Origin of the sequence: Haloarcula pelagica (assembly GCF_030127105.1) — an archaeon.
In the GTDB taxonomy this organism is placed as follows: domain Archaea; phylum Halobacteriota; class Halobacteria; order Halobacteriales; family Haloarculaceae; genus Haloarcula; species Haloarcula pelagica.
The window spans coordinates 2998533-3022539 of record NZ_CP126161.1 but is presented as its reverse complement, the minus strand read 5'-3'; the positions used below and the strand labels follow the sequence as shown (position 1 = coordinate 3022539).

The window sequence follows — 24007 nt, the reverse complement described above, 5'->3', positions numbered from 1 at the left end:
CGTCGGAAGCGTAACACACTGGAATACTCCAGTGTTGACTGTATGGGTCCGTGGGCTCACATCAGATCCCATCTTGACGGCGGACCGCAGGGGTGGGATCCTCATACTTTCGAGAGCGGTCGCGGTCGCCGAAGCGAACGCGATGTGCTCTCTGCGAGCGGTCCGGGAACGTCGCCACGGACCGTGTCGCCCCGGGCGCCCCGGTGCGACCTTCGCATTCCATCCGATGGGAGGGGTACATATAAATGACTCGTCTCAGAGCCGCCCTGAGTCGACCCCACACGCCACATGCGTGACGTGACGCCGTCACATACCCAATCGCAAGACAGCGGCGTTTTGTCCGGCTATAATGTAATAATACGTATAGCTGTTGTCAGTCTGGCAACCTGACCGTGACCGCTGCAGGAGCTATTGAGCGGTCAATAGCAGTTAGGAGTGCGCCCGAGCGCACGGGCCGCGGGACGGTGCGGTGCCGACAGCAACGGAATCGGCAGTGGGTAGTGCTGTCGCTCGCCGGTGTGACGAAGTCGAAAACGAAGAGCGATTACGCAGTCAGCGAGTCGATGTGGCCTTCGGCACGGAGCTGGTCGGCGTCCTGTCCGTCGTAGCGCCACTCGATGTTGGCTTTCTCGTCCTGCCAGTCCCAGGGCTCGGCGATCACGATGTCGCCCTCGTTGATCCAGGTCCGGAACTTCATTCGGCCCGGGATGCGGCCCATCCGGTTCTCACCGTCTTCGCACTGGATGCGGACGTGGTTGCCGCCGTTGTGTTCAGTTACGACCGCGAACATCTCGTCTGTCGAGGGCATCCGGAGGTTCCGTCGCCCAGAAGGTTCGCTCATACCTGTGATAGGGGCGCCAATCGTATAAGTAGACTGAGAGTCCCGATAACGCGTCCCACGGTGTACGAGCCTGTAGTGACTGTCGGTCGATCGGGTATCCGAACCGCAGAAAGCGCTCAGTCGGCGGCGAGCGTGCGGATCTCGTCGCTTTCGGCTGCCATATCGTCGATAATCCCGTTGGCGAGCGCGAACACGGCGTCCTTGTGGTCGGTCTTCGACTTGTGGATCGATGTCGGCTTGACACCGAGCGTCGCGTACTCGTCGTGTTGCACGTCCGTTCCGCAGTCCTCTTCGTAGTGAACTTGTACCTGTGCGAGAAGGCTGTGCAGGTGGATGAGCTCCTGTTTACGCATGGATGCGAAGAGATAAAACACGAGGGTTTATAGTAGTGTCTCGCCACGTGTTACCACACCAATATCCGTTCGTGTACCGAATTACCACGTGGACGACGGCACAGCGGTCACATTGCCGGTGACGGGAGTCACACGGACTGCGATCGATCGGGCACCACGGCTGTGGACACTGTGGAAAGCCGCGCGCCCGAGCCAACTGGCGCTGATCGGCGCTGTCTACGCACTCGGTATCGGCATGGCGCTGGGGCGGCGGGGTGACTGGTCCCTCGCCGCCCACGGACCCGCTGTCGGGATCGGCGGGCTCGCAGTATTCGCGGTCGCCGCGAGTATCCACTACGCCAACGAGTACGTCGATGTCGAGACGGACCGGCGGACGGAGCGGACCCCGTTTTCCGGCGGGAGCGGTGCACTGGCCCAAACTGGGGTCGATCGGGTCGTCCTCGCGCGCGCCTCGCTGACGGCGGTGATCGTCGGCATCGCGATAGCCGCCGGTGGATACGTCACGGGGCAGTTGTCGGCGACAGCGGTCGTGTTCCTCGGCGTGATCGCGCTCGCGGGACTGGGATACTCGCTCCCGCCGACGGCGTTTATCAGACGCGGCGTCGGCGAACTCGTGAACGCACTGCTCGGCGGGCTGTTGCTTCCGCTGTACGGTACCACGACGGTTGGGACGCCGACTGTGGCCGACGGCGTCGCGCTGGTCCCGTTTTGCTGTCTGATCGGCTGTAACCTCCTGGCGACACACTGGCCGGACAGGGACGCCGACGCCTCGGTCGGGAAGCGGACGCTCGCGGTTCGCTTGCCCCCGGACCGACTCAGGCGGCTGTACTGGCTCCTCGCGGGCAGCGCGGTCGTCGTGACGGGGCTGTCGTACGAGACGGTACTCCCGCCCCTCGTCGTCGCCGGACAGGCGGGTTCGCTCCCGCTGGTGCTCTGGGGCGGGATCGTCCTCACGAGACAGCGGTCGCCCTTCCCCGCGGTCGCCGCGATGGTCTGGTACGCTCTCGCGACGGCGGCCGCGTGGTGGTCACTCGCCGTCCCCTTCGTGTGAGCCGGACATACCGTGTTTCGGGTGCACTGCCGGGACACGACTCGGCGTCGCCCACCCGATGCCGGTACAGCGCCACCGGTCCCGAGAGCGTTTGTATCTGGGACCCGCAGACGCGAGTATGCACGACGAGGAGCGCCGGACTGCGGGGTTCAAGCGGAAGACCCGCGTCGAGGCAGCGCGATCGGAGGTTCACCGGGTGGTCTCGCCGCTGTCGCGGACCGAGCGCGTGCCCGTGAGACGGGCGGACGAGCGCGTGCTGGCGACGGGAGTCGACGCGGACCGACCCGTTCCCCACTACCGCCGGGCAGCGATGGACGGGTACGCGGTCAGAGCGACCGACACACACGGGGCCAGCGAGCGGTCCCCCGTTCGGCTTGCGATCGGGGAACGAGCCGGACCACAGCGGGCCGTCAGCGTCCACACCGGCAGCCTCCTCCCGGAGCAGGCGGACGCGGTCGTCAGAGTCGAGGGGACAGAGCGGAACGGCGACGAGGTCGCGGTGTTCACCGCGGTTGCCAGCGGAACCAACGTCGGCCCGGTTGGCGAAGACGTTGCGGCGGACCAACACCTGTACGACGCGGGGACACGGCTCCGCCCCTCGGATCTGGGTCTACTGAAAGGGACTGGGTACGACGACGTACTCGTGTACGAGCGCCCGCGCGTGAGCGTGATCCCGACCGGCGAGGAACTCGTCCAGGACGATCCCGACCCCGGAGAGATCGTCGAGACGAACGGACAGACCGTCGCACAGTACGTCGAGCGCTGGGGCGGCGTCGCGACCGACCGGGAGATCGTCACCGACGACACCGACGCGCTCCGGGCGGCGATCGACCGCGACACCGACCACGATGTCGTCGTGACGACCGGGGGGTCCTCCGTCGGCGACCGCGACCTGCTCCCGGAGGTCGTCGACGACCTCGGCGAGGTACTGGTCCACGGCGTCGCGCTGCAACCGGGCCACCCGGTCGCACTCGGCGTCGTCGACGACACGCCGGTCCTGAATCTGCCGGGCTACCCCGTCGCCTGCATCGTCACGGCCGTCCAGTTCCTCCGGCCGGTGCTCAAACGAGTCGGTCACCTTCCGGTCCGTGACCCGCCGACGACGACGGCGCGTCTGGCGCGGAAACTCACGAGCGAACCCGGGACACGCAGCTACGTCCGGGTGGAACTCGACGAGGGCGAGACGGAACCGACCGCGACGCCGATCCGGAGCGGTGGCGCGGGCGTCCTCTCAAGCGTCGCCCTCGCGGACGGGTGGGTCGTCGTCCCGGAGTCGACGGAGGGGTACGCAGCGGGCGAGACGGTCGAAGTCGAGTACTGGGAGTGGTCACAGTGAGCGACCGGCGGGAGTTTCGCGACCTGGCGCCGCCCGAGCGCGCACGCGAGGTCGTCGAGGACCTGGCGATCGACCCCGACCCGGAACGGGTGCCGCTGTCGGACGCGCGGGGACGGGTCCTGGCCGAGCGCGTGGACGCGACGCTCGATGTCCCCGGCTTCGACCGGGCGAGCATGGACGGCTACGCGGTCAGAGCGGCAGACACCGTCGGCGCGAGCGAGGTCGACCCGGTCGAACTCTCCGTCGCCGGGGCCGTCCACGCCGGCGAGGAACCGGACGTGACTGTCCGGGAGGGTGTCGCGGCCGAGATCTCGACCGGCGCCGTCATGCCGCCGGGTGCCGACGCGGTCGTCATCGTCGAACGGACCGACGAGACAGAGGCCGGCGTCGCAGTGCGGACGGCGGTCACGCCGGGCGAGAATGTACTGGTCGCCGGCGCCGACATCGCCGCCGGCGCGCGTGCGCTCGGCCCCGGCACGGAACTCACCGCGCGCGAGATCGGTCTGCTGTCGGCCCTGGGCGTCGATTCGGTCCCGGTCCGTGGCCGCCCGCGCGTCGGGATCATCTCGACGGGGGACGAACTCGTCCGGCCGGGCGAACCGGTCGACAGCGACGCCGGCGAGATCTACGATGTCAACAGCTACACCGTCGCGGCCGGCGTCGAGGCGGCGGGCGGCGAGCCGGTGGTCTACCCCCACGCCGGCGACGACTTCGAGGAGATGGAGCGGGTGCTCCACGAGGCCGCCGACGACTGTGACCTCGTGCTCTCCTCCGGGTCGACGAGCGCCAGCGCCGTCGACGTGATCTATCGCGTCATCGAGGAACGCGGTGACCTCCGTCTGCACGGCGTCGCGATCAAGCCGGGGAAACCGATGCTCGTCGGGACCATCGGGGAGTCGGCCTACGTCGGCTTGCCCGGCTACCCGGTGTCGGCACTGACCATCTTCCGGACGTTCGTCGCACCGCGGTTGCGGTCGGCAGCCGGGCTCGCGGAGCCGCGGACGGCGACGGTCACCGGCGAGATGGCGGTCCGGGAGCGCAGCCAGGACGGGCGCCACCGGCTCGTCCCCGTCGGACTGGTCGAGACGGCCACCGGCGAGACGCTCGTCTACCCGGTCGACAAGGGTAGCGGCGCGACGACGAGCCTGGTCGAAGCCGACGGAACCGTCACTGTCGACGCCGACACGGACTACCTCGCGGTCGGGGAGCACGTCGAGGTGCGGCTGTTCTCGCCGTCGGTCCGGCCGCCGACACTGCTCGGCGTCGGCGAGGCCGATCCGCGGCTTTCGGAGCTGCTCGACCGCCTAGAGCGACCGCGCTATCTCCCCGTCGGGACCCGTGAGGCGACCCGTCGCCTGGAAGCGGGCATCCCGGACGTAGCTGTCGTCAGCGGTCCCGACGCCGTGCCCGAAGCGGCGACGGTCCTGGGCTCGTGGGAGCGCGAGTGGGGCCTGATCGTCGACCCGCAGGCGGCCGTCTCCGGACTGGACGACCTCGTGGACAGCGATGTCGGCTTCGTGAACAGAGAGCAGGGTTCGGGCCTGCGTGCGAGTTTCGACGCGGCGCTCGACGCGCTGGCAGCCGACCGAGGGGAGGAGCCAGCCACGATCAGGCACGCCGTCGACGGCTACGAACTGACGACCAAGGGCCACGAGAGCCCCGCCCGCCGGGTCCGCTCGGGTGCCGCCGACGCCGGACTCGGGCTCGCATCGACGGCGGTGGACCTCGATCTCGGGTTCGTCCCGCTGGGGACCGAGACCGTGACGGTCCTCGCCCACCCCGACCGAACGGAGAAGCCGAGTGTCGAGCGACTCCGGGAGCTCCTGGAGACCGATACTGAGTGAGCGTCCCCGCTGGCGATCGGTCGGTTGTGAGCGAAGATACACGTGTCCGGGCGCGCTACGTCAACGTATGCCAGTAACGACGGGCCTCCACCACGTGACCGCCATCGCCGGCGACCCGCAGGCGAACGCCGACTTCTACGTCGGCCTGCTAGGTCTGCGGTTCGTCAAGCGGACGGTCAACCACGACGACACGGGGACGTACCACTTCTACTTCGGCGACTACGAGGGGACGCCGGGGACGAACGTCACGTTCTTCCCCTGGACCGAACGGGGGCGACGGGGCGAGTTCGGGGCGGGCCAGACACGGGCGATCGCCTACCGGATTCCGGTAGCCGCCGTCGACTACTGGGTCGACCGGCTAGAGACGAACGGCGTCGCGGTCGAGCGGGCCGAGCGGTTCGGCGAGCCAGTCCTCCGGTTCGAGGACCCGGACGGGATCGGGCTCGAACTCGTCGCGGCCGGTGGCGAGTCACCGGCGGTCCCGTGGCCCGACGGCCCGGTCCCCGCCGACCGGCAACTGCAGGGGTTCCACAGCGTCACACTCGCCGTCGAGTCCCTCGGCCCGACGGCCGACGTGCTCACCGACGTGCTCGGGTTCGAAGAGGACGGCACCGAAGACGGGCGACACCGCTACCGGAGCGGGCCGGGCGGGTTCGCCGCCGTCGTCGACCTCGTCGAGACCGACGCCGACCGTGGGCGGATGGGCGTCGGAACGGTCCACCACGTCGCGTTCCGGGCCGAGAGCGTCGCGGAGTTACGCGAGTTCCGGACAGCCTACCACGAGCGTGACATCCGGACGAGCGACATCGTCGACCGGTCGTACTTCCACGCGCTGTACGCCCGCGAGCCCGGGGGCGTCCTGTTCGAACTCTCGACGCCGGAGCCGGGCTTTACCGCCGACGAGGCCCTAGCCGACCTCGGCTCCTCGCTGGTGTTGCCCGAGTGGCTCGAAGCCGACCGGGAGGCCATCGAAGCGCAGCTACCGGCGTTCGACGGCCCGACGGTCCCGGGAGATGGGTGAGGACCGATGGTCGCCGAGTCAGAGCGACTCGCGGAGCCGTTCCGGTTCGAGTACGAGCCTGCCGTGCTGCGGTACAGCCCTGGCGCTGCCGGCGACTTGGGCGAGGAACTCGCCGCCCACGGCTGCGAGCGTGCGCTGGTCGTCTGTGGCGAAACCGTGGGATCGACACCGGCCGTCATGGACCCGGTGAGAGCCGGCCTCGGCGACCGGCTGGCGGGGGTGTTCGCCGAGACGACGCCCCAGAAGCGACTCGGGACCGCCCTGGCGACGCGCCGGGCGTTCGCGGACCGGGACGCGGACGCCATCGTCGCCGTCGGGGTGGCAGCAGCCTCGACGTGGCGAAGGTCACCGCCGTGCTCGTCGCCGCGGGGACGACGCCGGAAGCGGCCGGTGCCGAACTCGCCGACAGCGGGGGATCAGTGTGCCCGACTCCGGGCTCCCGCCGGTCGTGGCGGTGCCGACGACCCTGGCCGGGGCGGACCTCACACAGGTCGCCGGCGTCACCGCCGATCCGGCCACGTGTCCCGTCGAGCGGCCCATCAGCGGCGGACTCTCCGGTCGGGCACTGATGCCCGCTGCGGTCTGTTACGACCCGGAACTGATCGCGACGACGCCCGAGAGCGTCCTGGCTGGATCGGCGATGAACGGCTTCGACAAGGGGATCGAGACGCTGTACGCGAACACGGCGACGCCGGTGACCGACGCGACGGCGAGCCGCGGGCTGGAACTGCTCCAGCGCGGGCTGCTGGCGTTTGGTTCGGTGGCCGAGACGGCGGAACCCGACCCCTGGGTGTACCGGGCGCTAACGCAGGGTATCGTGCTCGTCCAGTACGGGATCTCCCGGCCCGACACGACGACGCTCTCGCTGATCCACGCGTTCGGCCACGGACTCACGCGCACGTACCCGGTCCAGCAGGGCGCCGCGCACGCGATCGTCGCGCCCCACGTCCTCCGGCACCTCTTCGACGCCGTCGACGGCCGGCGGGACCTGCTGGCCGACGCGCTGGGGGTGGCCGACACGGCCGACCCCGCCGCGGGAGTCGTCGGCGCCGTCGAGGACGTGGCCGGTGCGCTGGCGCTACCGACCCGACTCCGCGAGGTCGACGGCCCCGACCGGGACGAGTTCCCCGCCGTCGCCGCGGCGATCCTCGACGACGCGTTCGTGGCGAACGCGCCGCCCAGCCTCGATCTGACGCAAGCGGCCATCGAGGCGATCCTCGACGCGGCGTGGTAGCCACCACCGACTCGACTCCTGCAGTAGTTATAGGTGCGTTGACACTCATCAGACCGTATGGAGGAGTTCGACCTCATCGTCATCGGCTCCGGGGCGGGCCTGAGCGTCGCGTCGGCGGCCGTCGACCGTGGCCAGACCGTCGCCGTCGTCGAGGACGGGCCGCTGGGCGGGACCTGTCTGAACCGCGGCTGTATCCCCTCGAAGATGCTCGTCCACCGCGCGGACGTGATGGAGACCATCAGGACGGCCGACCGGTTCGGCATCGACGCCACCGTCGAGCACGTCGATTTCGCCGGGAGCGTCCACGAGGTGAACGAAGCCGTGAGCGAGGACGCGGGCGGGATCGAGCACGGCCTCGAACAGTCCAGCCACCACACGCTGTACCACACTGAGGGCCGGTTCGTCGACGACCGGACGCTCGCCGTCGACGACGAGGAGATAACCGCGGACACGGTCGTCATCGCCGCCGGCTGTCGCCCGGAGGTCCCGGCCATCGACGGCATCGACGCGGTCGAATACTTGACGAGTACGGAGGCGCTCCGGCTGGACCGCCGTCCCGGAAGCCTGATCGTCGTCGGCGGCGGCTACATCGCGGCGGAACTGGGCCACTACTTCGGCGCCTTCGGGACCGACGTGACGGTCGTCGGCCGCCGGGAACGGCTGTTGCCCGACGAGGACGAACAGGTCCAGGAGACGTTCACAGAGGTGTTCGGCCGGCGCCACGAGGTGCTGACCGGTCACGAAGCGACGGCCGTCGAGAGACGCGGCGACCGGGTGGCGGTGACCGCGACCGGCCCGGACGGGGGCGAAACTGAGCGGGTCGCCGACGAACTGCTGGTCGCCACCGGGATCACACCCAACACCGACCGCCTGGCGGTCGAGAACACGGGCGTCGAGACCGACGACGACGGCTACGTCCTCGTCGACGACACGCTGGCGACGACCGCCGACGGCGTCTGGGCGCTGGGGGATGTCCTCGGCCGCTACCAGTTCCGTCACGCCGCGAACCACGAGGCCCGCACGGTCGCCCGGAACCTGTTGCTCGACGGCCCCGACGAGGCGGTCGACTACACGGCGATGCCCCACGCGGTGTTCGCCTCGCCGCAGGTGGCCGGCGCCGGCGAGACCGAGCAGGCTCTCCGGGACGCCGACCGGGACTACGCCGTCCGGACGTACGACTACGCCGATACCGCGATGGGCGACGCGCTCAAGGAGACCGACGGCTTCGTGAAGGTCCTGGTCGACCCCGACGACCGGACGATCCTGGGCTGTCACGTCCTGGGTCCCGAGGCGTCGACGCTACTCCACGAGGTCCTGCCGGTGATGCGCGCGGGCGGAACCGTCGCCGATATCACCGACACCGTCCACGTCCACCCCGCCCTCTCGGAGGTCGTCCACCGCGCGTTCGCCGGCCAGTTCCACCGACCCGGTGGCGGCCACGCTCACCACCACGAGCACGGCGACTGAACGGTTCGGCGGGTCGCCGAGGCCGTCGCCCGTTCACTCCAGGTGCCCGTTCAGCACCTTCGCGGCGACCAGCACCGGGTCCCACACCGGACTGAACGGCGGCGCGTAGGCCAGATCAAGCCGTTCGAGCTGTGGGACCGTCGTGTCGCGCTCGATGGCCGTCGCCAGCGTGTCGATGCGGATGGCCGCTCGGTCGCGGCCGGTGATAGCACCACCGAGCAGGCGCCCGCTCTCGCGGTCGGCGGTCAGGGTCACCGTCGTCTCGTCGCCGCCGGGGTAGTAGCCCGACCGCGATCCGGCGGTGATCGTCTCGGAGACGGGATCGAACCCGTCCGCTTCGGCCCGCTCGTGGTCGATGATCCCGACCCGGCCACACTCCATGTCGAAGGCCTTGACCACGGCCGTCCCGGCGATGTCGCCGACCGGACTCGGGTCGCCGGCGACGGTCTGCCCGATGGCGCGACCGGCGCGGTTCGCCGTCAACCCCAGCGGGACCCAGGCCGGTTCGCCGGTCACGGCGTGACGGTCCTCCGCGCAGTCGCCGGCCGCGTAGACACCATCGACGCTCGTCCGGCCGTGCTCGTCGGTCGCGACCGCGCCGGAGTCGCCGATTTCGACCGGCGTTCCCGACAGCAGTTCGGTGTTGGGCCGGATCCCGATGCCGACCAACACGAGGTCGACGGCCAGTCGGCCGTCCTCGTGGACGACGGTCTCGACCCGTTCGCCGCCGGCCAGTTCTTCGACGGCGCAGTCCAGGTGGAGCGTCACCCCCTGTTCGCGCATGTGGTCGGCGACCCGCTCGCCGGCCGCGTCGCCGAACGGCGGAAGCAGGTGGCCGGAGCGCTGGAAGACGTGCGTCTCCACGCCGTGTGCCCGGAACGCTTCGGCCATCTCGACGCCGACGTAGCCGCCGCCGACGACCGCGACCGTCTCCGGCGGGTCCCAGGCGGTGTATCGTTCGACCGTCTCGCGGTCGACTGCGTCGACATCGGTGTCCACCGGTTCGGTCCCCGGGTCGGCGAGCGCCGCCCGGATGGCACACGCCGAGTCGATGCCGTGGAGCGTGAACACGCCGTCCAGGGAGTGTCCGTCGACCGGGTCGCTGACCGCGCGTGCGCCGGTCGCGACGAGGAGGTCGCTGTAGGGCTGGACGGACTGCTCGCCGTTGTGGACGACGGTGACGGTCCGCTCGTCGGTATCGACCGCGACGACCTCCCGTTCCCGCCGGAGGTCGATGCCGCGGTCGGCGACATCGGCGGGGGTGAGCGACAGGAGGTCGGTGACGTGTTCGACCTCGCCTTTCACGTAGTAGGGCGTCCCGCAGTGGGCGTAGGAGATCCACCGACCCTTCTCGTAGACGATCACGTCCCCGTCGGGACGCTCGCGGGCGAACTTGCTTGCGGCGCTCAGGCCGGCGGCGTCACCACCGACGACGACGAACGGGTCTGCCATACCGGAACTGTCGGCATCCCTGTACGTAACTGTTGAGTTGCCTCGGAGTGCACACCCGAGCGGACGGTCGATCGTCGATCACCCTGTCGTCTCCGGGCTCCGTCACACGTCCGGTCACGCCGGGGTTCCGACCGACAGATCGGGTTACAGAGTAATACCAGCTTACTAGACGTAACTATATGCCGCTGGCGGTCGGAGCCGGCGGTATGAGCGACACACCGGAACGGCTCGAAGTGTGGTGTGCCGGCGAGGAGTGGTGTCCGATCACGACGACCGCGACGCTGATCGGTAAGAAGTGGCACCCGGTCATCGTCCACCGACTGCTGGAGTCGGGGCCGTCGGGGTTCAACGAACTGAAGACGAACGTCGACGGCATCTCCTCGAAGGTGCTGTCCGACAGCCTCGACGACCTCCAGGAGAAGGGGATCGTCGAACGGACGGTCGTCAACGAACAGCCCTTCCGGGTGCGGTACTCGCTGACTTCCCGGGGCACGTCACTGGAGCCCGTCATCCTGTCGATGGCGGAGTGGGGCGAGCAACACCTGAAAGCGCCCGAAGATCCCGACAGCGGCGTCCGGTAGTTCACACCACCACACTCTTGTCGCGGTTGGCCGTAGAGCGGTGTCCGGCGCTCGTGACGCCGTCCGACGCAGACACGTCCCCGAACTCGTTCACTCCGGCCTGGTACCGACAGCTCGACCGACGCCAGACAAACCACACAGATGACAACACACGATATCGACGACCGTCCGATCGATTCGATCACCGACCCCGACACGCTCCTGGACAGTGGCGACGTGTCCGTCACCGAGGACACAGCCGTCGTCGACGAGGAGACCGTCGAGTTCGTCGCCGACGCGCCGGACATGGCGCCGGTCGGCGTCACCACCGGCGGCGAGACTCTCGTGATGCGCGTCACCGAGGACTGTTCCTGGAAACTTCCGTCGAGCAACGTCGCACCCGAGGCGTCGTTCGCCGAATCGGCGCGCGAGTGGGTGCGGACGAACACCGGCTTGGACATCAGTATCGAGAGCGTCGCCGGTTGCTGGCGCCACCGGCTCAGTTCGAGGGAGACCGACCGGACCGCGACGCGCCACTTCGTCGTCCTCGCGGCGTCACCGTCGGTCGACGGCCAGGCACCCGCGGTGCCGGTCGACGACGGTCCCGACCGGGCTGCAGAAGCCGGCTGGTTCGAACGGCTTCCCGACGACGGAGCACGAGTCCCGGGAACCGGCCTGTTTCTGGACTGATCGGGGCCAGCTCACGCCGGCGTGAGGGGTAGTTAATGTGGAGGCGTGTGTCATCCGAGACGAGTGACACCAGATGGCAGACTCCACCTTCGACCTCAGCGCGCCGGCGCTGACACACGACGACCTGCTCGTCCTGGACGACCCGCACTTCTCGCCCGACACGGTCGCCATCGTGACGGGGGCCGCCTCCGGCATCGGTCGCGCGACGGCGGTCGCGCTCGCGGCCAACGGCCTCACAGTGGTCGGTGCGGACATCGACACCGACGGGCTGGCCGAGACTGACGACATCGCGGCCGACTGTGGCGTCGACGGCGTCTTCCACGGCGTCGAGACGGACCTGACCGACGACGGCGACATCGAGGCCGTCGTCGAGGCTGCGGCCGAGGAGGGCGACGTTCGGTACGCCGCCAACATCGCCGGGCTCCAGCACATCGCCGGTATCGACCAGTTCCCCATGTCGAAGTACGACCTCCTGCTCGACATCATGCTGCGCGCGCCGTTCAAACTGGCCCAGGAGGTCATGCCTCGCATCCGTGCGACCGACGACGGCGTCGGCGCCATCGGCAACATGTCCTCGGTCCACGGCCACTACGCGACGAAGGACAAGCCGGCCTACATCACTGCCAAACACGGCCTCACCGGGTTGACGCGGTCGATCGCCGCCGAAGGAGAGGGGACGTTACGCGGCTTCTCGGTCAGTGTTGGCTACGTCCTCACCCCGCTGATGGTCGACCAGATCGAGGACACCGCCCGGGAGCGGGGCATCTCCGAGCAGGAAGTCGTCGAGGACGTGATGCTGGGCCAGGCCCGGACCAAGGAGATGATGACCCCCGCGGAAGTCGCCAACCTCTTCGTCTTCGGCTTCTCGGATCACGCGAGACACCTCAACGGCGGCGATCTGCTGTTCGACGGCGGCTACACCCACACGTATGAGTGACACGGCCGACGGCCCCGTGTCGGCGGACGACGACCCGACCCGTGTCGCCATCGCCTGCCAGGGCGGCGGGAGTCACACCGCCTTCACCGCAGGCGTCCTCTGTGCCCTGTTCGACGACTGGGACGACGGCGACGAACTGGTCGGCATCAGCGGGACCTCCGGCGGGGCGTTCAACGCTCTGGCAGCGTGGTACGGACTGCTCACCGACGGCCGGGCCCGGGCCAGCGAACTCGTCACCGCACTCTGGGACGACATCGCGGCGACGACGCCCGCGGACCGGGCCACGAACGACTGGCTGACCGGCGTCAATCGCCTGGAAAGCGCCGGCTACCCGCTGCCACACGTCACCCCGTATCAGCTCCCCTGGCCCGATGTCGGCAAGGCCCGTCTCCGGTCGATCCTGGAGCGACACATCGGCTTCGAGGCGATCCCGGGGCTGTGTACGGCCGCGGCGCCGGAACTGGTCGTCGGGACGGTCAACGTCAACGAGGGGTACTTCGAGACGTTCACGAACGAGGGCGTCACGGTCCCGGCCGTCCTCGCCTCCGCGGCGGTCCCGACGCTGTTCGAGGCCGTCGAGATCCACGGCCACCTCCACTGGGACGGCCTGTTCTCACAGAACCCGCCGATCAACGACCTCATGCACGTCCCGCCGGCGGACAAGCCCGAGGAACTGTGGATCGTCCAGATCAACCCACAGCGCTTCGAGGGCGAGCCACGGACCGCAGACGCCATCGCCGACCGTCGGAACCAACTGTCGGGCAACCTCTCGCTGAACCAGGAGTTGCGGTTCATCGAACGCGTCAACGAGTGGGTCGAAGACGGGACCCTCCCGGCCGCGGAGTTCACGCACACCGAGATCCGCCGGATCGAACTGGGCGAGCAGCTCGGCTATGCGACCAAGGTCGACCGGAACCCGCAGTTCATCGAGGCGTTACAGGACCTCGGCCGGGAGCGTGGCCGGGCGTTCCTCGCCGAACGCGCCGGTGAGTGAGCCACCTCGTCGCATCTGTTTTACCCTCGCCGGCCCTACCGTCAGGTATGCCAGTCACTGACGATGCAGGCCTCCGAGAGATACTCGAACTGGACCGCGTCGCGGTCGTCGGCTGCTCGACGACACCGGGGAAAGACGCCCACGAGATCCCGAAGTACCTCATCGAACAGGGGTACGACGTGGTCCCGATCAACCCCTTCGCCGACGAGATATTCGGTCGCGAGGCCTACGACTCGCTGGCGGACGTACCCGGCGACATCGACATCGTCGACGTGTTCCGCCCCAGCGAGGAGGTCAGCGGCATCGTCGACGAGGTACTGGAACGCGACGACGTACAGGTCGTCTGGCTCCAGTTGGGAATCCACGACGACGAGGCAGTCGAACGCGCCGAGGCCACCGGCCTCCGCGTCGTCCAGGACCGCTGTATGAAACCGACCCACCAGCAGTTGATGAGTTAGCTACCCGCACACTCCTCGCCGCCGCGCCGCGTCTCCTCGGCGAGTGTCGTCTTGAACTTCGCGAGTTCGACCCCGAGGATCTTCATGTCGTAGCCGCCGTTGACGACGAGCTGGATGTACGCGCTCTTACAGACCGGCCCCCAGGTGAGTTCGGTGTTGACTGCCATCCCGACCTCGATGTAGGGGATGAGGATCTGCTCGAAGATGCTGACCGAGACCCGGGGGAACGCGACACCGAAGCCGGCGCTGACCGGCTGGCCGAACAGGGCGCCGGAGTCGGCGCTCTCCGGGTTGATGTTCAACGTCCCGATCTTCGCTTTCGGCGTCACGCTCGTCCCGTCGTAGGCGAAGCCGGTGTCGCCGCCGAAGGTGAACCGCGAACGCGCGGTCGCAGAGGCCTCCGAGACCACGTTGATGTTCGCTTTCAGTCGGATGGAGGTCTCGACGGTGATCGGGACCGGGCCGGCCATGAAGATGTGTTTGAACGCGAACCCGCCGGGCAGCGGGATCTCCGTCGGCCCCTCGACGCCGGTCCCGGTCGCGGCGATGTCGATGACGATCTCACCTTCGAGGCCGTTGGCGTCGATGTCCGCTTGCTGGAGTTCGCCGCCGGCGTAGTCGACGCGACCGCCGGCCTGGACCGCTTTCGCCTCCCCGACACCGGTAAACCGCATCGTCGCGGGCGCACCCGACGGGGCGGTCATCTCGGCTTTCAGTCGGACGGAGTTGCCCATCGGCGTCAGCCCGAACACGTAGTCGGTGTTCCCCTGCGTGAACTTCAGTTCCAGCACTTCGCGATTGGCCTGCTGAACCACTTCGGGCCGACCGAGGGCGTTTCCCGCCTGGTCCAGTGCGGTCACGTCGACGAGTGCCGCGTTGGTCACCGGCCGCGCCGGCGGTTCCGACACGGCCGCGTTCTCCGTCGTCGTTTCGAACCGCTCGTTCGTCTGGCCGGCGTCGAACCCCAACTGTGCGTCCCAGCCGACTTCGCCGTCCTGGATCGCCTCGTTCAGCGCCGCGAACTCGGTGTCGACGACGACGCGGTCGCCCTCGCGGGCCACGTCGGTCACCCGACGCAGGGAGAGCCCGGAGATCCAGAGCACGCGCCCTGGCTCGGGGTCGATCCCGGCCTCGCCGAGCAGCGTCGCGTCGAACGTGTACCGGTGGGCCTCCAGGTCGAACTCCGAGAGCGCACCGAGCGCCTCACCTTCCAGAAGATCCGTCTCGGGCGTCGTCTCGGCGTCGAAGGTCGTCTGGACGGTTCCGCTGTCCAGAAAGAACGGCGCCGACTCGTCGGCGACGAACTGACCGCCCTCGCCGTCGACGGCACCGCCTGGGGGAGTGGGGAACGGCCCACCGCCTCCGTCGCCGCTTCCGCCGGAACCGCTACCGCTGCCCCCGCCACCGTCTCCGCCGTCGCCGCCACCGAGACAGCCCGCCACGCCCGCCGCACCGGCCGCCGCGAGCGCCTGCAGAAAGCGTCGCCGATGTCGGTCAGGCACCGTGACACCCTCTCGATCGTCGGAATTCATAGGTCCCGGACGACCGGTGAGAAGATAAGCAATTCGGGGGTATCCCGTCACAAAACGACGAGGGACCGGAGACGTGCCTCCGAGTGTCTACTGGCCGCTATTCGCGCACCTGTACGGTCATCTCGCCACGTATGTCACGCGAGGACGCACCGACTCGGATGTCGTACTGACCGGGATCGAGGGTCCACCGTTCGGTCTCGGGGTCCCAGTACCGGAAGGCGTCGGCGTCGACCGTGATGTCCGCAGTCTCGCTCTCGCCCGCCGCGACCGAGACCTTCTGGATGCCGGCCAGTTCCTTCGGCGGGCGCTCGATGGCCGGGTTCTGCGGTGCCGCGTACACCTGGACGGCTTCCTTGCCGTCGCGACTCCCGGTGTTGCGGACCTCGACGCTGACGGTGACGCTGTCGCCCGCTTCGACCGACGATGGCGAGGACGGGGTGTCGTACTCGAAGGAGGTGTACGATTCCCCGTGGCCGAACGGGAACAGCGGGTCGATCCCCGCCTCGTCGAAGTGTCGGTAGCCGACGAACACCCCTTCGTCGTAGTGGACAGTGCCCTCGACGCCCGGATAGGCCCGACCGGGATCAGGCAGCGTCGCGATCTCGCCGGCGAGGTAGTCCGACAGCGACTCTGCGAACGTAACCGGGCTCTTCCCCGACGGGTTCACCTCGCCGAACAGCAAGTTCGCGACCGCGAGCCCACCTTCCTGTCCAGGGAACCACACCGCCATGATCGCGTCGACGTCGTCGACCCACGGCATCGCCACCGGCGATTCCGTGTTGAGCAGGACGACAGTATCATCCGCCTCCGCGGTGACGGCGTCGACCACCGCGTTCTGGTTCCCGGGCAGCGCGAACGTCTGGCGGTCGCCGCCGATGGACGTGTCGGTCTGTGCGAGGACGATCGTGGTGTCCGCGTCACTCGCGGCGGCTGCGGCGTCCTCGACAGCCGACGGCGTCGTCCACTCCAGGGAGACCGGTGGCGACCCGGCGGCCTCGACCTGGATGTCGTACTCGGTGCCGGCCTGGAGAGTTATCGAGCCATCCTCGGTCTGGGGGCCCAGGAACGACGGCCCGCCGCCCTCGTTCCGGATGACCGGCTCACCGTCGATGGAGACGGTGCCAGTACTTTGACTGGTGAGTTCCAGCGCGTAGGTGCCCGACTCCGGGGCGACGAGCGTCCCGCTCCATCGGACCGAGACGGTGTCGGCGCCGATCGCGTCGACGTCGGACTGCGTGAGATCGACCGTCTCCTCGGTCTGTGTCTGGACCGCGTTGCCCGACCAGTCGCCGTTGTCGAAGTACTCCGCGGTGAACCCGTTGCCGGCGTCCTCGGTCGGCTGGACGGCATCCGGACCGACTGGTTCGGGACGCCGCGTCGAGACCGTGGTCACGGTCGTGTCCTCACCGATCGCCTCGATACCCTGTGCAGGCGCGATCCGGCGGATCGCGGTGATGGTGTCGCTCCCACCGATGCCCTGTTTGAACGTTGTCGGATCGGGACCGACGAGCGCGAGTTCGTCGACCCCGTCGTCGAGTGGGAGCGTCTCCCCGTCGTTTTTCAGCAGGACCGACGCCTCCTCGGCCATCTGCTGTGCGATGCTGAAGTGGTCGTCGATGCCGCGTGCGGGCTCGCTGCCGATCCGGTCGCCCGACAGCGCGCCGATCTCGTGTTGGGCCTGGAGCCCGCGTTCGACCATCTCGTCGACGACGGTCTCCTCGTCGACTCGGTCGTTCTCGACCGCGTCAGCCAGCGTACTCCCGAAGTAGTTCTCCCGGGGCATTTCAACGTCCAGGCCGTTGACCGACGCGTAGACGGTGCTGTGTGTGGCCCCGAAGTCCGACATGACCATCCCGTCGAACTCCCACTCGTCTTTGAGGATGTCGTCGAGCAGGTCGTCGTTCTCCGTGCAGTAGATGCCGTTGACCCGGTTGTACGCCGCCATCACCGCGCCCGCGTTAGCCTCGGTGATCGCCTCACGGAACGGTGGGAGATAGACCTCCCGAAGTGTCCGTTCGTCGATAATTCCATTGTGTTCGGAGAGCGAGGCGTAGTCGGTTACCGAGCCTGTGGTACTCGTCTGGTTGTACGCAGCGAAGTGTTTCAGCGTCGCGACGACACCTTCAGACTGGACCCCCGTCGTGTACTCGCGTGCCAGTTCGCTTGCGAGGTGTGGGTCCTCGCCGAACGACTCGCCCGCACGAGCGTCCAGCGGGACACGAAACATGTCCATCGACGGCGCGAGGAGGATGTCGACATCCCCGGATTTAGCCTCCTTGGCGATCGCCTGTCCCTGCTGTGTCGCCAGGTCAGGGTCGAACGTCGCGGCAGCGCCGATCGGGTGCGGGAAGTCCGTCGCCGGTGATCCGACCGCCGCGCCCGTTGGCCCGTTGGCCATGGCCATTCCTGGAACGTTGAGCCGCGGAACCCCCGGGAGATACCCCGCGACGCCGCTCGGCCCGCCGAACCCACCGCGGGTCCGTTTGACCTTCTCGTCGAGGGTCATGTCGTCGACGAGCGCGGCGATGTCCGGTTCCCCGCCGTGTTCGGCGCTGGCCGTCGTCCCCAACAGCGCCGCGGTCGCGAGGGCACCTGTCCCCTGCATGAACCCCCGCCGTGTCGTTCGTCGTGTGCCATCGTCAGTGAGGTCGCCAGTATTTTCCACCATCGATAGCAGACAAAACGGCCCGAGATTTAAACGTTTACCCATTTATACGCTAAAAAATTGGAATATATTTTTTTAACGTTCCCGAATCTTTTCGTTCCGTTTCAGAACTGAGAAACTAACACCCGCCACGTGGCCGGTAACGCTTATCAGAGTCGCTGATAAAATCGAGCCATGTCCAGCGATTCCGAACTCGTCGAGCGACTCCAGCAGTTCGGGCTCTCGGAGACGGAGGCGAGCGTCTATCTCGCTGTCGTCGAATGCGGACAGGCCACGCTGTCGACGGTCGCGACGGTGGCCGACGTATCCCCGAGTTACATCTACGACATCGCCGATGCCCTCGAACAGTATGGGGTCGTCAAGGTGAACCGCCACCAGTCGCCGACGACGATCCGTGCGCATCGACCCATCGCGGTGCTGGGCGATCGCGTCGAAACGATGCGTGAAACCGTCTCGAAGGTCGACCAGCGGTACGAACAGCCCTCCGGAGCCTTCGACGCGCTCTCGATCGTCCGCTCTCGACAGACGCTGTACGATCGGTTCCGGCAGTTCATCGACAACGCAGAGTCGGAGATATTCATGACGCTCCCAGCGGACGCACTCCCGGAGATCGAGGACGAACTCGCGGACGCCGTCGACCGCGGTGTGCTCGTGTTGCTCGCTATCAGCGAGTCGACAGCCGAGCCTCCGGCGTCGATGCTCGAACGCGTCGCGACGGTCGTCAGGTCCATGGGACGGGAGATAACGGCCTATCTCACGGTCGATCAGTCGACCGGAATCATCTCCCCGCCCTCGCTGCTGGACTGGAAGCACGACGACGCGGAGGCGGTCAGTTTCCACAATCAGTCGGTCGCCGCCGCTGTCGAGGGGATGTTCCTCGGAACGATCTGGTCGGCCTCCGAGGAACTCGCGCTCCGACGGCCGTCGCCACTCCCCCGAACCTACCAGGGACTACGGGCATCGTTGTACGACGCGGTTATCTATACCCGAACGGGGAGGCCAGTGCAGGCCGAAATATCGGCTCGGCCGACTGGGACCAGCGAGGAACCGTCGTCACTCACCGGAGAAGTAGTCGACGTGACACAGGGTTTCGTCAAACCGAGAAGCGCGGAGTTCGGACTGGAGAGTTCGCTGACGCTCGACACCGGCGAGGAAACGGTGACCGTGGGTGCGGTCGGAGCCTTCTTCGAGGACTACGAAGCCACCGAGGTGACGCTGCGGTCCTTCGAGTGAAACAGGACGACGCGTTTAGCTACGGAATTTTGCTACCTCAACAAACCACCGTTGACGACAGAGTGTCGGAACCGTGTTTCGGCTGTCTCCGGTTCCACGTGGTGTCGAGCGCATTTTTCGGGAGTTGAAGCGCCGAAGGGGACGAAACGGACGACTACCTGGCCGCCGTCGGATGGGCTATCGAGAGCCCTCCGAACGTTCTACTGACCGCTACTCCCGCACCTGCACGGTCGTCTCGCCACGGATGTCGCGCGAGGACGCACCGACCAGAAGGTCGTACTGGCCGGGATCGACGGTCCACCGTTCCGTCTCTGGGTCCCAGTACCGGAAGGCGTCGGCGTCGACCGTGATCTCCGCAGTCTCGGTCTCCCCGGCCGCGATCGAGAGCTTCTGGATGCCGGCGAGTTCCTTCGGCGGCCGCTCGATGGCCGGGTTCTGCGGGGCCGCGTACACCTGGACTGCCTCTTTCCCGTCGTGGTCGCCCGTGTTTTCGACTTCGACGCTGACGGTGACACTGTCGCCGGCGGCGACCGACGACGGCGTCGCCCTGACCGGGCCGTACTCGAAGGAAGTGTAGGACTCGCCGTGGCCGAAGGGGAACAGCGGGTCGATGCCGGCCTCGTCGAAGTGTCGGTAGCCGACGAACACACCCTCGTCGTAGTGGACGGTCCCCTCGACGCCCGGGTAAGCACGGCCCGGATCGGGCAGCGTCGCGACTTCGCCGGGCAGGTAGTCCGACAGCGACTCCGCGAACGTGACCGGGCTCTTGCCCGAGGGATTTACCTCACCGAACAGCAGGTTCGCGACCGCGAGCCCGCCTTCCTGGCCGGGGAACCACACCGCCATGATCGCGTCGACATCGTCGACCCACGGCATCGCCACCGGTGACTCCGTGTTGAGCACCACCGCGGTGTCGTCGGACTCGGCGGCGACGGCGTCGACCACCGCGTTCTGGTTCCCGGGCAGCGCGAACTCGTGGCGGTCGTCACCGTAGAACGTGTCGGTCTGTGCGAGGACGATAGCGGCGTCAGCGTCGCCCGCGGCGGCCGCGGCGTCCTCGACAGCCGACGGCGTCGTCCACTCCAGCGTGACCGGCGGCGAGCCGGCGGCCTCGACCCGAACGTCGTACTCGGTGCCCGACTGGAGTTCCAGGGTCGCTTCCTCGGTCTTCGGGCCGAAGAAGCCGCCGCCCTCGTTCCGGATGACCGGCTCGCCGTCGACGGCGACGGTGCCGGTGGCCTGGCTGGTGAGTTCGAGCGCGTAGGTGCCCGACTCCGGCGCGACGAGGGTCCCGCTCCACCGGACCGAGACGGTGTCGCTGTCGACCGCGTCGACATCGGACTGCGTGAGATCGACCGTCTCCTCGGTCCGTGTCTTGACGGCGTTGCCCGACCAGTCGCCGTTGTCGAAGTACTCCGCGGTGAAACCGCTACCCACGTCCTGGGTCGGTTGGACTGCGTCCGGGCCGACGGACTCGGGGCGCCGCGTCGAGACGGTGGTGACGGTCGTGTCCTCGGTGACCGACTCGATGCCCTGGTGGAGCGCGATCCGGCGGATCGCCGTGACGGAGTCGCTCCCGCCGACGCTCTGTTTGAACGCCGTGGGGTCGGGACCGACGATGGCGAGTTCGTCGATCTCGTCGTCGAGTGGGAGCGTGTCGCCCTCGTTTTTCAGCAGCACCGAGGCCTCCTCGGCCATCTCCTGTGCGAGGCCGAAGTGTTCCTCGGTCCCGCGTGCGGGCTCGCTACCGAGTCGGTTCCCGGAGAGGGCCCCGATCTCGTGTTGGGCCTGGAGGCCGCGTTCGACCATCCCGTCGACGACCGTCTCCTCGTCGATCCGGTCGCTCTCGACGGCGTCCGCGAGCGTGCTGCCGAAGTAGTTCGCCGACGGCATCTCCACGTCCAGCCCGTTGACCGAGGCGTGGACGGTGCTGTGTGTCCCGCCCCAGTCCGAGATGACCATCCCGTCGAACTCCCACTCGTCTTTGAGGATGTCGTCGAGCAGGTCGTCGTTCTCCGAGCAGAAGATACCGTTGATCCGGTTGTACGCCGGCATCACCGCGCCCGCGTCCCCCTCGGTGATGGCCTCGTGGAACGGCCGGAGATAGATCTCCCGGAGGGTCCGCTCGTCGACGACGACGTTGTGTTCGGAGGTCGAGAAGTAGTCGTACACCGAGCCGGTGGTGCTCGTCTGGTTGTACGCGACGAAGTGTTTCAGCGTCGCGACGACCCCCTCCGACTGGACCGCAGTCGTGTACTCCCGTGCCAGTTCGCTGGCGAGATGCGGGTCCTCGCCGTAGGTCTCGCCGGCCCGTGCGTGCAGCGGGACCCGGAACAGATCCATCGACGGCGCGAGCAGGATGTCGACATCGCCGGACTTGGCCTCCCGCGCGATGGCCCGGCCCTGCTGGGTCGCCAGTTCGGGGTTGAACGTCGCGGCGGCGCTGATCGGGTGCGGGAAGTCCGTCGTCGGCGAGCCGAGCGATGCCCCCGGCGGCCCGTCGGCCATCGCCATCCCCGGGACGTTGAGCCGCGGGACACCCGGGAGATACCCCGCGATGCCGCTCGGGCCGCCCGAGCCACCGTGTGTCCGCGAGACCTTCTCGTCGAGCGTCATGTCGTCGACGAGCGCAGCGATGTCCGGTGTCCCGCCGTGTTCGGCGCTGGCCGTGCCACCAGCGCCCAGTAGTGCCGCCGTGGCGAGAGCGCCGCTCCCCCGCAGGAACCCCCGCCGTGTCGTTCGTCGTGTGCCATCGTCAGTTCGATTGCCAGTATCGTCCACCATCGATAGCAGACAATTCGGCCCGTTACTTAAACATTTGCCCACTTTTCCGGCGCAAAAATGGAATATATTTTTTAATATTTCCGAATCTTTTCGTTCTGCGTTTTAGATGTCGGAAACAACACGGCGGCAGACAACGCTTATCAGCGGGGGTGCGTAAGGCGCGCCATGCCCAGCGATTCCGAACTCGTCGAGCGGCTCCAGCGGTTCGGGTTCTCGGAGACGGAGGCGGATGTCTATCTCGCCGTCGTCGAGCGGGGGCAGGCCACGCCGTCGACGGTCGCGTCCGCGGCCGACGTGTCGACGAGCTACGTCTACGACATCGCCGACACCTTGGAACAGCACGGCGTCGTCAGCGTGGACCGCCACCAGTCCCCGACGACGATCCGCGCACGGCCGCCCGAAGAAGTACTCGGCGACCGCGTCGAGACGATGCGCGAGACCATCTCGGCGGTCACGGACCGCTACGAGCAACCCGCGGAAGGATTCGACTCGCTGTCGGTCGTTCGCTCTCGCCAGACGCTGTACGACCGGTTCCGGCAGTTCATCGGAACCGCCGAGTCGGAGCTGTTCATCACCGTACCCGCGGACGTGTTACCCGAGCTCGCGGACGAACTCGCGGCCGCCGTCGACCGCGGTGTGCTCGTGTTGCTCGCCGTCGGCGGGTCGACGGCCGACCTGCCGGCGTCGGTGCTCGAACGCGTCGCGACGGTCAGCAAGTCCTGGGAGCGCGGGATGACGGTCTATCTCACGATCGACCAGTCGACCGGGATCATCTCCCCGTCCTCCCTGCTGGACTGGAAACATGGAGACGCCGAGGCGATCAGTTTCCACAACCAGTCGGTCGCCGTCGCCGTCGAGAGTGCGTTCCTCGGGACGATCTGGTCGGCCTCGGAAGAACTCGTGCTCCGTCGGCCCTCGTCGCTCCCACGGACGTACGACGGGTTCCGGTCGTCGGTGTACGACGCGGCGCTGTACACGCGCCAGGGGCGGCCGGTCCAGGCGGAGATGTCGGCCCGACCGACCGGGACGCGGGACCGACCGTCGCCGCTCACGGGCGAGGTCGTCGGCGTGACACAGAACTTCGTGGAGCCGACGGGCGCACAGTTCGGGATGCAGAACTCGCTGACGCTCGACACCGGTGACGAGACGGTGACCGTCGGCGGGATCGGTGCCTTCCTCGAAGACTACGAGGCGACCGAAGTGACGCTCCGTCCGCTGGAGTGAAACCGGGACACCAGCAACCGTTTTCCCCGACCGTGCCCTGGACAACGGCATGGACGAAACCGAGGTCAAGAATCTCATCGAGGCCGAACTTCCGGACGCGACAGCGACCGTGACCACGCCCCGCGACCCCGACGACGACAAACACTACGCGGTCGAGGTCGTCTCGCCGGCCTTCGAGGGGAAGTCCCTCGTCGAGCAACACCAGCTCGTCCACGACGCCCTGGGCGAGCACCTGACCAGAGAGATCCACGCCATCGAGCTGACGACCGAAACCCCCGCGGAAGCGAACTGACGGCGGTAGCCATTTCACTCCAGACCGGTAAGACGGGGT

Annotated in this window: 19 protein-coding genes and 1 pseudogene; 14 read left to right on the top strand and 6 right to left on the bottom strand. The window is 67.9% G+C overall.

Features of this window, described 5'->3' with window-relative positions; genetic code table 11:
* Positions 1-544: 544 nt before the first annotated feature.
* Positions 545-841 (bottom strand): translation initiation factor eIF-1A, encoded by a 297-nt coding sequence (locus P1L40_RS16005; protein WP_379775303.1) that lies wholly within the window; start codon positions 839-841, stop codon positions 545-547.
* 116 nt (positions 842-957) lie between these two features.
* Positions 958-1194: a UPF0058 family protein gene (locus P1L40_RS16000; protein WP_284008469.1), complete on the bottom strand. Its 237-nt coding sequence runs from the start codon at positions 1192-1194 to the stop codon at positions 958-960.
* A gap of 88 nt (positions 1195-1282) precedes the next feature.
* Between P1L40_RS16000 and P1L40_RS15995 the strand changes: the two genes are divergently transcribed.
* The 6 genes and pseudogenes from P1L40_RS15995 (at position 1283) to P1L40_RS15965 (ending at position 9147) form a co-directional block, all read left to right on the top strand.
* Positions 1283-2245, top strand: coding sequence for a prenyltransferase (locus P1L40_RS15995; RefSeq protein WP_284008468.1), 963 nt, complete (start codon positions 1283-1285; stop codon positions 2243-2245).
* 118 nt (positions 2246-2363) lie between these two features.
* Complete coding sequence (locus P1L40_RS15990; protein ID WP_284008467.1) at positions 2364-3581, top strand: molybdopterin molybdotransferase MoeA; 1218 nt, start codon at positions 2364-2366, stop codon at positions 3579-3581.
* Positions 3578-5425, top strand: a complete 1848-nt coding sequence (locus P1L40_RS15985; RefSeq protein ID WP_284008466.1) for a molybdopterin biosynthesis protein — start codon at positions 3578-3580, stop codon at positions 5423-5425. The genes P1L40_RS15990 and P1L40_RS15985 overlap by 4 nt, the downstream gene beginning before the upstream one ends.
* A gap of 67 nt (positions 5426-5492) precedes the next feature.
* Positions 5493-6446, top strand: coding sequence for a ring-cleaving dioxygenase (locus tag P1L40_RS15980; protein ID WP_284008464.1), 954 nt, complete (start codon positions 5493-5495; stop codon positions 6444-6446).
* Between the two features lie 6 nt (positions 6447-6452).
* A pseudogene (locus P1L40_RS15970) lies at positions 6453-7680 on the top strand (iron-containing alcohol dehydrogenase family protein).
* A gap of 57 nt (positions 7681-7737) precedes the next feature.
* Positions 7738-9147: a dihydrolipoyl dehydrogenase gene (locus P1L40_RS15965; protein ID WP_284008461.1), complete on the top strand. Its 1410-nt coding sequence runs from the start codon at positions 7738-7740 to the stop codon at positions 9145-9147.
* A 33-nt stretch (positions 9148-9180) separates the two neighbouring features.
* On the opposite strand, the gene P1L40_RS15960 is transcribed toward P1L40_RS15965, so the two are convergent.
* Entirely contained in the window at positions 9181-10599 is a 1419-nt protein-coding gene (locus P1L40_RS15960) for an FAD-dependent oxidoreductase (protein ID WP_284008460.1), read from the bottom strand.
* Positions 10600-10805: 206 nt separating this feature from the next.
* Here P1L40_RS15960 and P1L40_RS15955 point away from each other — a divergent pair, with 206 nt between their 5' ends.
* From P1L40_RS15955 to P1L40_RS15935, 5 genes are all read left to right on the top strand, one after another.
* Positions 10806-11180: a winged helix-turn-helix transcriptional regulator gene (locus P1L40_RS15955; protein ID WP_284008458.1), complete on the top strand. Its 375-nt coding sequence runs from the start codon at positions 10806-10808 to the stop codon at positions 11178-11180.
* Positions 11181-11321: 141 nt separating this feature from the next.
* Positions 11322-11849 (top strand): hypothetical protein, encoded by a 528-nt coding sequence (locus P1L40_RS15950; RefSeq protein ID WP_284008457.1) that lies wholly within the window; start codon positions 11322-11324, stop codon positions 11847-11849.
* Between the two features lie 73 nt (positions 11850-11922).
* Positions 11923-12786 (top strand): SDR family oxidoreductase, encoded by an 864-nt coding sequence (locus tag P1L40_RS15945; RefSeq protein WP_284008455.1) that lies wholly within the window; start codon positions 11923-11925, stop codon positions 12784-12786.
* Positions 12779-13780 carry a patatin-like phospholipase family protein gene (locus tag P1L40_RS15940; RefSeq protein WP_284008454.1) on the top strand — a complete coding sequence of 334 codons (1002 nt, stop codon included), beginning with the start codon at positions 12779-12781 and terminating at the stop codon, positions 13778-13780. The genes P1L40_RS15945 and P1L40_RS15940 overlap by 8 nt, the downstream gene beginning before the upstream one ends.
* 47 nt (positions 13781-13827) lie before the next feature.
* Complete coding sequence (locus P1L40_RS15935) at positions 13828-14238, top strand: CoA-binding protein (protein WP_284008452.1); 411 nt, start codon at positions 13828-13830, stop codon at positions 14236-14238.
* On the opposite strand, the gene P1L40_RS15930 is transcribed toward P1L40_RS15935, so the two are convergent.
* Positions 14235-15770 carry a hypothetical protein gene (locus P1L40_RS15930; RefSeq protein WP_284008451.1) on the bottom strand — a complete coding sequence of 512 codons (1536 nt, stop codon included), beginning with the start codon at positions 15768-15770 and terminating at the stop codon, positions 14235-14237. The genes P1L40_RS15935 and P1L40_RS15930 overlap by 4 nt on opposite strands.
* A 97-nt stretch (positions 15771-15867) precedes the next feature.
* Positions 15868-18438: a beta-glucosidase gene (locus P1L40_RS15925; protein WP_284008449.1), complete on the bottom strand. Its 2571-nt coding sequence runs from the start codon at positions 18436-18438 to the stop codon at positions 15868-15870.
* Between the two features lie 171 nt (positions 18439-18609).
* On the opposite strand from P1L40_RS15925, the gene P1L40_RS15920 reads away from it, so the two are divergent.
* Positions 18610-19668 carry a TrmB family transcriptional regulator sugar-binding domain-containing protein gene (locus tag P1L40_RS15920; RefSeq protein ID WP_284008447.1) on the top strand — a complete coding sequence of 353 codons (1059 nt, stop codon included), beginning with the start codon at positions 18610-18612 and terminating at the stop codon, positions 19666-19668.
* A gap of 210 nt (positions 19669-19878) precedes the next feature.
* Here the strand turns inward: P1L40_RS15920 and P1L40_RS15915 are convergent, their stop codons facing one another.
* A complete protein-coding gene (locus P1L40_RS15915) occupies positions 19879-22452 on the bottom strand; it encodes a beta-glucosidase (RefSeq protein WP_284008445.1) in 2574 nt (857 codons plus the stop codon).
* A gap of 165 nt (positions 22453-22617) precedes the next feature.
* Between P1L40_RS15915 and P1L40_RS15910 the strand changes: the two genes are divergently transcribed.
* Entirely contained in the window at positions 22618-23676 is a 1059-nt protein-coding gene (locus tag P1L40_RS15910) for a TrmB family transcriptional regulator (protein ID WP_284008443.1), read from the top strand.
* 49 nt (positions 23677-23725) lie between these two features.
* Positions 23726-23968 (top strand): BolA/IbaG family iron-sulfur metabolism protein, encoded by a 243-nt coding sequence (locus tag P1L40_RS15905; protein ID WP_284008442.1) that lies wholly within the window; start codon positions 23726-23728, stop codon positions 23966-23968.
* Positions 23969-24007 lie beyond the last annotated feature (39 nt).

Bases quoted from the DNA above. Each gene is read 5' to 3' on its own strand.
- P1L40_RS15915 (WP_284008445.1), bottom strand. From the start codon at position 22,452: ATGGTGGACGATACTGGCAATCGAACTGACGATGGCACACGACGAACG.
- P1L40_RS16000 (WP_284008469.1), bottom strand. From the start codon at position 1,194: ATGCGTAAACAGGAGCTCATCCACCTGCACAGCCTTCTCGCACAGGTA.
- P1L40_RS15925 (WP_284008449.1), bottom strand. From the start codon at position 18,438: ATGGTGGAAAATACTGGCGACCTCACTGACGATGGCACACGACGAACG.
- P1L40_RS15910 (WP_284008443.1), top strand. From the start codon at position 22,618: ATGCCCAGCGATTCCGAACTCGTCGAGCGGCTCCAGCGGTTCGGGTTC.
- P1L40_RS15940 (WP_284008454.1), top strand. From the start codon at position 12,779: ATGAGTGACACGGCCGACGGCCCCGTGTCGGCGGACGACGACCCGACC.
- P1L40_RS15990 (WP_284008467.1), top strand. From the start codon at position 2,364: ATGCACGACGAGGAGCGCCGGACTGCGGGGTTCAAGCGGAAGACCCGC.
- P1L40_RS15960 (WP_284008460.1), bottom strand. From the start codon at position 10,599: ATGGCAGACCCGTTCGTCGTCGTCGGTGGTGACGCCGCCGGCCTGAGC.
- P1L40_RS15950 (WP_284008457.1), top strand. From the start codon at position 11,322: ATGACAACACACGATATCGACGACCGTCCGATCGATTCGATCACCGAC.
- P1L40_RS15930 (WP_284008451.1), bottom strand. From the start codon at position 15,770: ATGAATTCCGACGATCGAGAGGGTGTCACGGTGCCTGACCGACATCGG.
- P1L40_RS15920 (WP_284008447.1), top strand. From the start codon at position 18,610: ATGTCCAGCGATTCCGAACTCGTCGAGCGACTCCAGCAGTTCGGGCTC.
- P1L40_RS15965 (WP_284008461.1), top strand. From the start codon at position 7,738: ATGGAGGAGTTCGACCTCATCGTCATCGGCTCCGGGGCGGGCCTGAGC.
- P1L40_RS15945 (WP_284008455.1), top strand. From the start codon at position 11,923: ATGGCAGACTCCACCTTCGACCTCAGCGCGCCGGCGCTGACACACGAC.
- P1L40_RS16005 (WP_379775303.1), bottom strand. From the start codon at position 841: ATGAGCGAACCTTCTGGGCGACGGAACCTCCGGATGCCCTCGACAGAC.
- P1L40_RS15955 (WP_284008458.1), top strand. From the start codon at position 10,806: ATGAGCGACACACCGGAACGGCTCGAAGTGTGGTGTGCCGGCGAGGAG.
- P1L40_RS15935 (WP_284008452.1), top strand. From the start codon at position 13,828: ATGCCAGTCACTGACGATGCAGGCCTCCGAGAGATACTCGAACTGGAC.
- P1L40_RS15905 (WP_284008442.1), top strand. From the start codon at position 23,726: ATGGACGAAACCGAGGTCAAGAATCTCATCGAGGCCGAACTTCCGGAC.
- P1L40_RS15980 (WP_284008464.1), top strand. From the start codon at position 5,493: ATGCCAGTAACGACGGGCCTCCACCACGTGACCGCCATCGCCGGCGAC.